Here is an 11820-nt window from a genome sequence, read left to right as displayed (position 1 = left end):
CACGAGCGCGACCGCGGCGGCCACGGAGGCGGCGGAGGCCGCACCCACGAGGGCCGCGAGGAGCACCGCCGGCGCCACGCCCGCGCCGCCCAGCACGACGGCGCCCACGAGGGCGAGGACGCGGCCGAGGGCCTCCAGGACGAGGGGCATGCTCGACGGTAGCACCGGCGGCCGTGGCGGCACGCTGTCCGGGAGCCCGACGACCCGGGCGCGGAACCCAGCGGCCCTGCCTGCTCGGACACGCCGCATGCACGGCACTCCGAGGTACCGCGCAGTGCGTGATACTGTGCGACGCATGAGAGAGAACGGCTGATGGACACCACGCAGCTCCTCAAGGGAGCGCTCGACACCGCGGTGCTCGCCGTCGTGCAGCACGACGACGGGTACGGCTACGACATCGTCCGCCGCCTCCGCGACGCCGGCCTCGGCGACGTGGGCGACGCCTCGGTGTACGGCACGCTGCGCCGCCTCTACGCGGCCGGCGCGCTGTCGAGCTACGTGGTGCCGTCGGAGGGCGGCCCGCACCGGAAGTACTACGCGATCAACCCCGAGGGCCGCGAGCTGCTCGCGGGGCAGCGCGCCACCTGGGCGGCCTTCGCCACGGCGATGAGCGGGCTGCTCGGCGACCCGGCCTCGCCGTCCGCCCGAACCGCGAGGCGGCCCGCCGACACCGGCGCCGCGCCCGCATCCGTCCACGTCCGCACGATCGGAGAGAAGCCGTGAACACCGCAGATCCCGCCCTCGACACCCGCATCCGGGCCTTCGCCGCCGCCGTGCGCGCCCGGCTGGCCGACCTCGACCCGGAGGACGTCGACGACCTCACGGGCGGCCTCGAGGCCGACCTGCAGGAGGAGGCCGCCGACCACGACGGCGCCCTCGAGCTCGGCGACCCCGTGCGCTACGCCGACGAGCTGCGCTCCTCCGCGGGGCTCCCCGAGCGCACGACGGGCGCTGCCGCTGTCGCCTCGCCCCTGTCGCTGCTCCGGCAGCGGATCGACGAGACCGGGCGCGAGATGCTGCGCACCGTCCGCGCGAACCGCGAGCTCTCCGCGGTCCTCGACCTCCTGATCGTCTTCCGCCCGGTGTGGTGGCTGCTGCGGGCCTGGGCCGGCTACCAGTGCGCCCTCGTCGTGCTCGCCGTCGTCTTCGGCTCGTCGCACCCCTTCACCCTGCTCCCGGGCGGGCCGCTGGGCTGGCTGCTGATCGCCGCCCTCACGCTGGTCAGCGTGCAGTGGGGCCGGGGCCGCTGGGCGGGGAACCGGTTCCTGCGCATCTCGCGGACGGTCGTCAGCGTGGGCACCGCCCTCTCGCTCCTGGTCCTCGTCCCCGTCGTGCTCACCGACTCGGGGAGCGACGGATACGTCGACGAGAGCGCCTACGCGCCCTACGAGGAGCCGGGGCTCCTCCTCGACGGCAAGGCGATCGCGAACCTGTTCGCCTACGACGCCGACGGGGAGCTCCTCGACCGCGTGCAGCTGTTCGACCAGGACGGGGAGCCCGTGACGACGGTCAGCGGCATCGAGGAGGACGGCCGGGTCGTCGACCCGACGACGGGCGAGCACGTGTCGCCCGCCGACGGCGCCTGGAACGTGTTCCCCCTCGAGCGGGACATGATCGCCGTCGCCGACGGGAGCGTGCCCTTCGGCTCGGGGGTCGTGCGCCCGCCGTTCGCCAAGGCGCTGCCCCTGGGGTCGGTCGGAACCGCGACGCCGGGCTCCGCGCCGAGCGGCGACGCGACGACGGCGCCGGAGGACGCGCCGGCGGAGGAGCCCGCACCCGACCCCACGCCCACCCCGGAGCCGGCGCCGTGAGCGCGCTGGTCGACCACGGGCGCGGGCGCGGGCGCGGCGGTGACGCCGCGGGCACGGAGCTGGCCCGGCTGACGGCGCGGGAGCGCGAGATCCTCGTGCTCGTGGCCCGCGGGCTCTCGAACGCCGAGATCGCCGGGCGCCTGTTCCTCGCGCCGACGACGGTGAAGACGCACGTGAGCCGGACGCTCGACAAGCTCGGCGTGCGGGACCGCCTGCACGCGACGATCTGGGCGTACGAGCACGGGGTCGTGGAGCCGCTCGCGGCCGTCCGCTGAGGCGGGCCGGGAGAGGCGGGCCGGGCGGACGCCGGGGAGCCGTCCGACGAGGACGGCCGGAGGACCAGGACAGCCCGGGAGACGAGAACGGCCCGCACGAGGCGGGCCGTTCCATTCTGTCTCAACCAGAGATGCGCACCCGGAGGTGCTGTGCGCCCGGAGGGATTCGAACCCCCAACCTTCTGATCCGTAGTCAGATGCTCTATCCGTTGAGCTACGGGCGCAGTCGTACGGCGATGATCTCCGCGAGCGGCGATCAGGCCGGGAGACAGACTACATGCTCGCGGGCCGCCTCGCGAATCCGCGCCGCGCGTCGCCCGCCGGCGGCTGCGCGATGTCCCGCGGAGCCCGTCCGGCGAGCGCCCCGCGACCCGCTGATTAGGCTGGATCGACCCGAACCGCGAGGAGCGACCCTTGGCATCCTGGACCGACCACGTCGTCTGGTGGCACGTCTACCCGCTCGGCTTCACCGGCGCCCCGCAGACCCGCGACGACCTCGCCGGCCCCGACGGCGGCTCCCCCGCGGCCGGCGCGGCCGGGCCCGCGCACCGCCTCGACCGGATCCGCGCGTGGCTGCCGTACCTCGTCGACCTCGGCGCCAACGGCCTGCTGCTCGGCCCGGTCTTCGACTCGGAGACGCACGGCTACGACACCCGCGACCACCTCGCGGTCGACCCGCGGCTCGGCGACGACGCCGACCTCGACGCCCTCCTCGCCGACGCGTCCGCGCGCGGCGTGCGCGTCCTGCTCGACGGCGTGTTCAACCACGTGGGCCGCAGCCACCCGCGGTTCGTGCAGGCGCTGGCCGACGGTCCCGGATCCGAGGCGGCGTCCTGGTTCCGCTGGGACGAGGCCGGGGAGCCCGTCGGCTTCGAGGGCCACGGGGCGCTCGTCACGCTCGACCACGACTCCGAGGCCGTGCGCGCGCACGTCGCCGACGTGATGGCGCACTGGCTCGACCGCGGGATCTCCGGCTGGCGGCTCGACGCGGCGTACGCCGTGCCCGCCGCGTTCTGGGCGGCCGTGCTCCCGCGCGTCCGCGAGCGGCACCCCGACGCGTGGTTCGTGGGCGAGATGATCCACGGCGACTACGCCGACTACCGGGCGGAGTCGACCGTCGACTCCATCACGGCCTACGAGTTGTGGAAGTCGATCCGGAACTCGATCGCCGAGCGGAACCTCTTCGAGCTCGACTGGACGCTCACGCGACACGCCGAGCTGCTGCCATCGTTCACGCCGCAGACCTTCGTCGGCAACCACGACGTGACGCGCATCGCCTCCGCGGTGGATCCGCGGCACCTCGGCCACGCCGTGGCCCTGCTGCTCCTGCTGCCCGGCATCCCGTCGATCTACGCGGGCGACGAGCGCGGCCTCACGGGCGTGAAGGAGGACCGCGCGGGCGGCGACGACGCCGTGCGCCCCGCCTACCCGGCCACCCCCGAGGAGCTGCCCGACGACCCGGACGCCGCGCGGATGCGGAGCCTGCACCAGGAGCTGGTCGGCCTCCGCCGCCGGCACCCCTGGCTGGTGGACGCGGGGATCGCGACCTCCGGGCTCACCAACACCGCCCTCACGATCACGCTGCGCCCCTCGGGCTCCGGTGCGGCGGGCGGCGTCGCCCCCGGCGCTCCGGACGCGCTGCGCCTCGTGCTGAACCTCGGCGACGAGGCCGTCGAGGTCACCGGATCCGCCGACCGCGTCGAGGCGGGCGGCCTCGATGGCGCGGGACGCCTCCCGGCGCACGCGTGGGCGGTGCTGGCGGGCGACTAGGCGCTGCGCCGGTCGCGCTCAGACCGCGCGGTGGGGCCAGCCGTAGACCTCGGCCAGCAGCGCCGCCCGGGCCGCGTGCGCCGCGGCCTCCTCCTGCGCCTCCCCGTCCGGGTCCTCGTCGGCGGCGGCGGCGGCGAAGCGCCCCTCCGCGAGCACCGGCCCGTCGTCGTCGAAGGGGCGGTGCGTGAGCGGCCATTCGACGGCGGTGAGCGCCGGCCAGTCGGCGCCGTCGGCTTCGTCCGCTCCGTCTGCGACGGCAGCCGCGCTGCCCGCGCCCTCCTCGTCGCGCCGCCCGGTGCCGAGCGGCGCTCCGGAGCCGAGCAGCCGCTCGTCCGCCGGACGCGCGTCCACCGCGCGCAGGCCCTCCCCGTCGCCGTACGGCGCGAAGAGGAACTGCGAGAAGTGGCGGGGCACGGCGTCAGGGTAGTCCGCGGCGCGTGCCGCGGACGGCGGGCGGACGGGATTGTGGAAGGCTGCCCACCACCCGTCCGCGCGCCGTCCCGGTCAGTCGCCGGAGCGCCCCGGCTGGCCCAGCGGCACGGCCTCCGGACGCTCCACGGTGCTCCGGATCTCCCCCGTCGCCGACGGGTCGAGGATCGCGTCCATGACCTCCAGCACGTGGAAGGCGAGCTCGCCCGACGCCCGGTGCGGGGCCCCGCGGCGGATCGCGTCGGCCATCTCCGCCAGGCCGCATCCGCGGCCGGCGTCCACGAAGCCGGCGCTCGGCTCCACGTCGGCCCACTCCCGATCCGCGGAGGTCGCGACCTGCACCGTCCCCGAGAAGTGGTTGGGATCGGGCACCGAGAGGGTGCCCGCGGTGCCGTACACCTCGATGTTCGGGATGCGCGTCGCCCATACGTCGAAGCTCATCGTCACGGTGGACACGGCGCCCGAGGCGTGCGTGAGCACGGCGCTCACGTGCGTGTCGACCGTCACCGGGATCTCGCGGGACTCCGGGTCGGAGGCGGCGGAGCGCACGCGGTCGGACCGGAGCGATGCGCCCTGCACCCGCGTGACGGGGCCGAGCAGCGTCACGAGCGCGGTCAGGTAGTACGGGCCCATGTCGAAGAGCGGGCCGGCACCCGGCTGGTAGTAGAACGCCGGGGCGGGGTGCCAGAGCTCGTGGCCGGGCGCGCCCCAGAAGGCGTTCGCCGCGACGGGCCGCCCGATCGTGCCCGCGTCGAGCACGGCGCGCGCCGTCTGGATCCCGGTGCCCAGGACGGTGTCCGGCGCGGATCCGACCCGCAGGCCCCGCTCCTCCGCGAGGCGCAGGATCGGCTCGGCCTCGGCGGGGCTCAGCGCGAGCGGCTTCTCGCCGTACACGTGCTTGCCCGCCTCGAGCACGCGCAAGTCGACCTCGGCGTGCGCCGCGGGGATCGTGAGGTTCAGCACCGTGTCGATGCGCGGGTCGGCGATGAGGTCGTCGACGCTCAGCGCGTCCACGCCCTGCGCCTCGGCGACCGTCCGGGCGCGGTCGAGGTCGAGGTCGGCGACCGCGACGAGCCGGACGCCCGGCAGGGACTCGAACGCCGCGAAGTACTGCTCGCTGATCTTCCCGACGCCGACGATCCCGAGGGTCATGGCGTCGTCGTCGTGCTTCAGCGTGCTGCCCACAGGAGGCCCCTCTCGATGATGGTGCGGACGTTCGGGTCCTCGACGACCTCGATGCGGTGGCCGGGGGCGGAGACGAAGATGCGGCCCTCGCCCCACTGGCGGGTCCAGATGGCGGGCGCCGTCACGGGCCGGTGCCACGGATCCCACGGCCGGACGGTCTGCGTGGTGGTGGCCAGCACGTCGTTGTACTCGTCGCTCAGCACCCAGTACTGCTCGGTGACGAGGTCGAAGTCGGCGATCCCCTGCGTGATCTCGTGCGTGCGCCCGAGCTCCGTCATCTCGACCGTGTAGGGGATGTAGTTGTCGGACTGCTCGCCGGTGCGCTCGGCCGGGTCCTTGCCCGCGTGGTGGGCGAACTGGCCGCCGATCATGTGCAGGTAGTCGGCGGTGTTCCGGTACGAGTCGGCGATGCCGCCGTGCCATCCGGCCATGCCCGTGCCGGCGATGACGGCGGCGCGGAGGCCCGCCATCTCCTCCGGCTCGATGGTGGTCATGGTGTTCGCCTGCACGATGAGGTCGGTCTCGGCCATCGCCTCGGCGTCGGCGTAGACGGCCGAGCCCTCCTCGACGCGGACGTCGAAGCCGTTCTCCTCGAGGAACGGGATGAACAGCCCGGTCGTCTCCACGGGCATGTGGCCGTCCCAGCCGCCGCGGACGACGAGGGCCTTGCGCGCCGCGGTCACGAGAGGACCGTCCGCTCGGGCTGGCCGCTGGGCGGACTGACGGACGTGCGGGGCATCTGCATCACTGCGACTCCTTCGTCGAGCGCCACCGGTCGGCTGCCGTGCGCCCCTCGAACGCTACGCACCGGCGGACGGCGGGGGCAAGCAGGGCGCGGACGATCCGAAACCTTTCACTCGCGCGCCGACACCACGTCCGCCGGGGCCGCCGTGCTGCCGCGCTCGACGAGCGCCGTCGCGAGGTCGAGGCGCGTCGGCTCGTCGTCCCGGCCCTCGCGGATCCGCAGCACCATGCGCGCGGCGGCCTCGGCCATCTCGCGCACCGGCTGGCGCACGGTGCTGAGCGCCGGGGACACGATGCGGGCGAACGGGAGGTCGTCGTAGCCGAGCACCGAGAGGTCGGCCGGGATGCGGATCCCCCGCTCGCGCGCCGCCTCGTACAGGCCCAGGGCCTGCTCGTCGTTGCCGGCGAAGATCGCGGTGGGCCGCTCGGAGGCGTCGAGCATCGCGCCGCCTGCGCGGTAGCCGGCCGAGCGGCCGAAGTCGCCCTCGCGCTCGTCGAGCGTGACGTGCGGCCCCGCGGCCTCCAGGGCGCAGCGGAAGCCCGACATGCGCGCGCGGGAGTAGAGGCGGTGCGGCGGCCCGCTGATCGCGCCGATGCGCGTGTGCCCGAGGCCGAGGAGGTGCTCCCCCGCCGCGTGGCCGCCCTCCCAGTTCGTGGACCCCACCGCCGGCACGTCCGCGGCGGGCGACCCGGCGGGATCCACCACCACGAACGGGATGCCGCGGCTGCGCAGCTGCCGCTTCTGCGCGGGCGCGAGGTCGGAGAACACGAGCACGAGGCCCATGGGCCGGCGCTGCATGACGCCCGCCATCCAGTCGCTGTCGAGCGCGGTGTCGCGCCCCTGCTCGGTCACGATGACGCTGAGCCCGTGCTCCCGGGCGACCGCCGAGACCCCGCGCAGGAGGTCGACCGAGAAGCCCGTGTCGACGACCTCGAGCACGATCTCGATCAGCGCGCCGTGGGGACGCTCGGCGCCGCGGCGGCTGTACCCGTGCCGCTCCATGAGCTCCTCGACGCGCGCGCGGGTGGCGGGCGAGATGCCCTTGCGCCCGTTCAGGACCTTGCTCACGGTGCCGATCGAGACGTTGGCCTCGCGGGCGATGAGGCCGAGGGTGGTGCCGGCGCCGTGCTCGGGGTCCGGCTGCCGCGTCGCAGCGGGAAACGTGTCGCTCATGGTGGTGATGCTAAGCCGCCGAGGGCGCCGTCGGACGCCCCTCGAGCGCGCGATCGCGGGTCGCGCCGCGGTCGAGCCGATCCGGTCGACACCGGGACGGAGCCGACGGGGAGCCCGGACCGGGGGCCGAGGCGGGCCGGAGATGCGCGGCCGCAGCCGGCGGGGCGGGTCTCGACGCGACACCCGGCGGGAGACCGGAGAGGATGGCGGAGACGGTGGGATTTGAACCCACGGTACCCATACGGGTACTCCACCTTAGCAGGGTGGTGCACTAGGCCGAACTATGCGACGTCTCCAGACGTACCCGTCCACTGTACCGGACGCGGCGGCCTCCTCGGCATCACCTGCGCCGGACCGACGAGCCCGAACGGGGGGTGCGGCGCGGTTGTCCCCCATTCGACGGACACGTAGTGTCTGTCTCGACGCGTGTGCCGGACCCGACCGGCTTACCCCGCGCGTGTCGCTGTGTCAGCCCAGAGATGTCCCGCTCGCCCACGTGGCCGCGGCCCGGATCCCCCGAACCGGCGCCGCTCACCCCCACGCACGCGACGACGTCGCGAGCCCACCGTGGGCGAGAACGAGATTCTCGTCCGGCGGAGGATTCGGGTCGAAAGCTGAACGAGATAGACGGGCCCTCGCTGCATAGGGTGTGCAGCGGGGTCCCGTCGCCCCTCCCGCGCCCCGCCCGCCGCGCACCGCACCGCACCGATGCGGAGGGTCAGCCGAACGCCTTGGAGCACGTGACCGTGCCGGCGTCGGTGCCCGTGATGGCCTCCGGCAGCACCGTCGGCGCCGAGGCCGCCGGATCGGACGTCCCGCCCGCGGCGGGCGCGGTCGTGGACGGCGCCGGGGTCGATGCCGCGGGCTGCTCCTCGACCGCGCCGAGGCCGGTGTTGCCGGCCTCGACCTCGAAGGGGGCATCCGTCCGGAGCAGCTGCATCAGCTGGTCCCCGTCGGCCGTCAGCGGCTGCACCTTGCCGGCGTAGACGCCGGTGCCCGCGGTCGATCCCGGGTACTGCAGGAAGCGGACCTGGTCGAGCGGGATGTCCTTGAGCGCCAGCGCCATCGACGCCATGGTCTGGTAGTCGAGCGAGGTGGAGCGCTGCATGTTGTCGACCGCCGCCTTCGCGAGGCCGTAGACGCGCGTGGGGTCCGACAGCGTGCTCGACTGCTTCATGGTGCGCACCAGCGACGAGAGGAACACCTGCTGGTTGCTGATGCGGGCCAGGTCGCTGCCGTCGCCGACCGCATGGCGCGTGCGGAGGAACTGCAGCGCCTCCTTGCCCTTCAGCGTGCTCTCACCCGCGGGCAGGTCGAGGTCGGTGCGCTTGTCCTTCAGGGGGCTCGCGAGGCAGACGGGCACGCCGCCGACCGCGTTCGACATCTCGATGACCCCGTCGAACTCGATGAGCGCGGCGTACGGGATGTCGAGGCCCGTGAACTGCGCCACGGTCTTGGCGACGCACGGCAGGCCGCCGTCGGAGAGGGCCGTGTTGAGCGGCTGGGCGGACATCGCGGGCGCCATGCCGGACCCGTCCGCGCGGACGCACGACGGGATGGGGACGACCATGTCGCGGGGCAGGCTGACGACGGTGGCCTGCGAGTGGTCGGCCGAGACGTGCAGCACCATGTTCACGTCGTTGAGCGCGCCGTCCGTCCGCCCGTACCCGTCGCCCTGGCCCTGGCGCGTGTCGGATCCGGCGAGCAGCACGTTGAAGCCGCCGTCGAGCGCGCCGATGCCGACCGTGGTCCGCTCGGTGCCGTCGCTGATGTCGACGGTGCCGACCTGCGCCGCCCGGTCGAGGTCCCAGAGCGCGACGGCCGCCACCGACATCCCGCTGACGAGGAGGACCGCGACCCCCATGGCGACGCCCCGGAGGAGCACCCGCGCGCCGCTCGGCCTGCGGAGGCGGCCGTGCCGGGCGATGACCGGGGGCGTCGCCCTCCGGCGGGGGCGCAGGGAGCCGTCGCTCATGCGGGTCCTCTCCGGGCGGAGGGCGTGGGATTCGAACCCACGAGACATCTCTGCCCACCAGTTTTCAAGACTGGCTCCATCGGCCGCTCGGACAGCCCTCCCGATGCGCGCGCTCCCGCGGGGCGGGCGACGTGCGATCGATCAGGAGCCTACCGGTGGCCGGCTCGGCCCGCGGTGGTGCGGCCGGGTGACCGCGCGGGACTTGCCACTCTCGCACGGGGGCCATCCGAGGCGGCTGGGCCGTCCCCAGGGAGGAGCTGGGAGCGCGAGGCCCGCGCCGGGGAATCCGGCGGCGACCTGCGCAGCACGCCGCGAGGCCGCGACGCCGCTCAGAGCCGGGCGAGGACCGCGGCCGCCCCGTTCTCCGTGATGGGCCCCGTGACCTCGGTGGACGCGGCGATGACCTCGGCGGGCGCCTGGCCCATGGCGATGCCCCGTCCGTGCTCCCCCGCCCACTCGAGCATCTCGATGTCGTTGCGCCCGTCGCCCATGGCGACGACGTGCGAGCGGGCGATGCCGTGCAGCTCGCGGACGCGCTCCATGGCGGTGGCCTTGTTGACGCCGTCGGGCGCGATGTCGAGCCACGCCGTCCAGCCGATGGAGTAGCTGACCCGGTGCAGGCCCATGCGCTCCACGACGACCTGGAAGTCCTCCATGTCATGGCCGGGCGAGATGACCACGACGCGGGTCGCGGGCACGTGCAGCAGCTCCTCGAACTCCACGTGGCGGCCGTTGGCCTCCAGCGCGCCGTCCGGGAAGTCGCCGCCGGAGTACAGGTACACGCCCTCCTCGTCCTCGACGGCGTACCGGCCGCTCGCGAGGTGCGGGCGGATGCGCTGCAGCACGTCCGACGGGTCGAACGTCTCGACGATGCGGCGGGAGTACCCGGTGGGCGCCTCCGCGTCGCGCTCCAGCACGATGGCGCCGTTCGAGCACACCATGTAGCGGGGGTGGATCCCCAGGCGCTCCACGATGGGCAGGGTGTCGGCGACGGAGCGGCCGGTGGAGGGCATGACGAGGTGGCCGGCCTCCTCCACGCGGCGCACCTCGCGGACGACGGACCCGTCGAGCGAGCCGTCCTCCCCGAGCAGCGTGCCGTCGATGTCGAGGGCGATGAGCAGGCGGTCGGCGTCGGACACGCGCGGGGTCATCGGGCCGCCTCCGCCGTGGCGGGCTCCAGGGTCTCGAGGCCGCCGAGGTACGGACGGAGCGCCTCGGGCACCCGGACCGACCCGTCGGCCAGCTGGTGGGTCTCGAGGATCGCGACGATCCAGCGCGTGGTGGCGAGCGTGCCGTTGAGCGTGGCGACGGGGCTCGTGCGGCCGTCCTCGCCGCGGAAGCGGGTGCCGAGCCGGCGGGCCTGGAACGTGGTGCAGTTCGAGGTGGAGGTGAGCTCGCGGTAGGCGCCCTGGGTGGGGATCCACGCCTCGACGTCGTACTTGCGGGCGGCGCTCGAGCCCAGGTCGCCCGCCGCCGTGTCGATGACGCGGTAGGAGAGCCCGAGGTCCTGCATCATGCGCTCCTGCATGGCGAGCAGGCGGTCGTGCTCCGCCTCGGCGTCGGCCGGGTCGACGTAGCTGAACATCTCGAGCTTCTGGAACTGGTGGACGCGGATGATGCCGCGGGTGTCCTTGCCGTAGGAGCCCGCCTCCTTGCGGTAGCAGGTCGACCAGCCGGCGTAACGCACGGGCCCCGCGGCCAGGTCGAGGATCTCGTCGGCGTGGTATCCGGCGAGCGCCACCTCGCTGGTGCCCGTGAGGTAGAGGTCGTCGTCGTCGAGGTGGTATACCTCGTCGGCGTGCGCGCCGAGGAAGCCGGTCCCGGCCATGATCTCGGGCTTCACGAGCGTGGGCGTGATGAGCGGCACGAGGCCCGCCTCGAGCGCGCGGGCGAGCCCGAAGTTCATCAGGGCGATCTCGAGCCGGGCGCCGATCCCCTTGAGGTAGTGGAAGCGCGCGCCGGAGACCTTGGCGCCGCGGCCCATGTCGATGGCGTCGAGGATCTCCCCGATCTCCAGGTGGTCGCGGGCCGCGAAGTCGAAGGACGGCTTCTCGCCGACCTCGCGGACGAGCGCCCAGTCGTCCTCGCCGCCCGCGGGCACGCCGTCGATGACGATGTTCGGGATGCGCCGCATCGCCTCGTCGAACGCCGCCTCGGCCCGCTGCGCGCGCTCCTGGGCGGCCGTGACGCGCGCCTTCAGCTCCTGCACCTCGGCGATGAGGCGCGGCTTGTCGGCCTTGTCCGCCTTCGCGACGAGCTTCCCGTGCGCGTTCTGCTCGGCCCGCAGGCCCTCGTACTCCGTGATCGCCAGGCGCCGCTCGGAGTCGGCGGCGACCGCCTGGTCGACCACCTCCACGGAGGAGCCGCGGAGCTCCTGCGAGGCGATGACGAGGTCGGGCTGGTCGCGGAGAATCTGCGGATCGATCACCCCGTCACTCTAGCCAAGCGGCCCGGGCG

Annotated in this window: 11 protein-coding genes and 3 tRNA genes; 4 read left to right on the top strand and 10 right to left on the bottom strand. The window is 74.3% G+C overall.

Annotated elements, in window-relative coordinates:
- Positions 1 to 312: 312 nt before the first annotated feature.
- From Q6969_RS02880 to Q6969_RS02870, 3 genes are read left to right on the top strand one after another with little or no spacing between them, the layout of a single operon-like run.
- On the top strand, positions 313 to 723 hold the full coding sequence (locus Q6969_RS02880) for a PadR family transcriptional regulator (RefSeq protein ID WP_317229080.1): 411 nt from the start codon (positions 313 to 315) through the stop codon (positions 721 to 723).
- Positions 720 to 1811, top strand: a complete 1092-nt coding sequence (locus tag Q6969_RS02875; RefSeq protein WP_317229079.1) for a hypothetical protein — start codon at positions 720 to 722, stop codon at positions 1809 to 1811. Before Q6969_RS02880 ends, Q6969_RS02875 begins: the two co-directional genes overlap by 4 nt.
- Positions 1808 to 2086 (top strand): LuxR C-terminal-related transcriptional regulator, encoded by a 279-nt coding sequence (locus Q6969_RS02870; protein ID WP_396335505.1) that lies wholly within the window; start codon positions 1808 to 1810, stop codon positions 2084 to 2086. Before Q6969_RS02875 ends, Q6969_RS02870 begins: the two co-directional genes overlap by 4 nt.
- A 151-nt stretch (positions 2087 to 2237) precedes the next feature.
- Here the strand turns inward: Q6969_RS02870 and Q6969_RS02865 are convergent.
- Positions 2238 to 2310 (bottom strand) — tRNA-Arg (locus Q6969_RS02865).
- A gap of 190 nt (positions 2311 to 2500) precedes the next feature.
- On the opposite strand from Q6969_RS02865, the gene Q6969_RS02860 reads away from it, so the two are divergent.
- Positions 2501 to 3856, top strand: a complete 1356-nt coding sequence (locus Q6969_RS02860) for an alpha-amylase family protein (protein ID WP_317229078.1) — start codon at positions 2501 to 2503, stop codon at positions 3854 to 3856.
- 18 nt (positions 3857 to 3874) lie between these two features.
- Here Q6969_RS02860 and Q6969_RS02855 read toward each other — a convergent pair whose 3' ends face one another.
- The 9 genes from Q6969_RS02855 to serS form a co-directional block, all read right to left on the bottom strand.
- Positions 3875 to 4270, bottom strand: coding sequence for a hypothetical protein (locus Q6969_RS02855; protein WP_317229077.1), 396 nt, complete (start codon positions 4268 to 4270; stop codon positions 3875 to 3877).
- Between the two features lie 90 nt (positions 4271 to 4360).
- On the bottom strand, positions 4361 to 5437 hold the full coding sequence (locus Q6969_RS02850) for a Gfo/Idh/MocA family oxidoreductase (RefSeq protein WP_317229081.1): 1077 nt from the start codon (positions 5435 to 5437) through the stop codon (positions 4361 to 4363).
- A gap of 17 nt (positions 5438 to 5454) precedes the next feature.
- The gene (locus tag Q6969_RS02845) at positions 5455 to 6153 is read right to left on the bottom strand and encodes a ThuA domain-containing protein (RefSeq protein ID WP_317229076.1); all 699 of its coding nucleotides are present in this window, start codon (positions 6151 to 6153) and stop codon (positions 5455 to 5457) included.
- A 170-nt stretch (positions 6154 to 6323) separates the two neighbouring features.
- Positions 6324 to 7388 (bottom strand): LacI family DNA-binding transcriptional regulator, encoded by a 1065-nt coding sequence (locus Q6969_RS02840; RefSeq protein ID WP_317229075.1) that lies wholly within the window; start codon positions 7386 to 7388, stop codon positions 6324 to 6326.
- Positions 7389 to 7592: 204 nt separating this feature from the next.
- A tRNA-Ser gene (locus tag Q6969_RS02835) sits at positions 7593 to 7684 on the bottom strand.
- A gap of 422 nt (positions 7685 to 8106) precedes the next feature.
- Positions 8107 to 9363, bottom strand: a complete 1257-nt coding sequence (locus Q6969_RS02830) for an LCP family protein (protein WP_317229074.1) — start codon at positions 9361 to 9363, stop codon at positions 8107 to 8109.
- Between the two features lie 16 nt (positions 9364 to 9379).
- Positions 9380 to 9464, bottom strand: a tRNA-Ser gene (locus tag Q6969_RS02825).
- A 228-nt stretch (positions 9465 to 9692) separates the two neighbouring features.
- Positions 9693 to 10514 carry an HAD family hydrolase gene (locus tag Q6969_RS02820; RefSeq protein WP_317229073.1) on the bottom strand — a complete coding sequence of 274 codons (822 nt, stop codon included), beginning with the start codon at positions 10512 to 10514 and terminating at the stop codon, positions 9693 to 9695.
- Positions 10511 to 11791 (bottom strand): serine--tRNA ligase, encoded by a 1281-nt coding sequence (serS, locus tag Q6969_RS02815; protein WP_317229072.1) that lies wholly within the window; start codon positions 11789 to 11791, stop codon positions 10511 to 10513. The genes Q6969_RS02820 and serS overlap by 4 nt, the downstream gene beginning before the upstream one ends.
- Positions 11792 to 11820 lie beyond the last annotated feature (29 nt).

Source organism: Clavibacter sp. MX14-G9D (genome assembly GCF_032917815.1).
Taxonomy (GTDB): Bacteria; Actinomycetota; Actinomycetes; order Actinomycetales; family Microbacteriaceae; genus Clavibacter; species Clavibacter michiganensis_K.
Note: the sequence above shows the minus strand (reverse complement) of the source record. Positions and strands in the feature narration are given on the sequence as shown.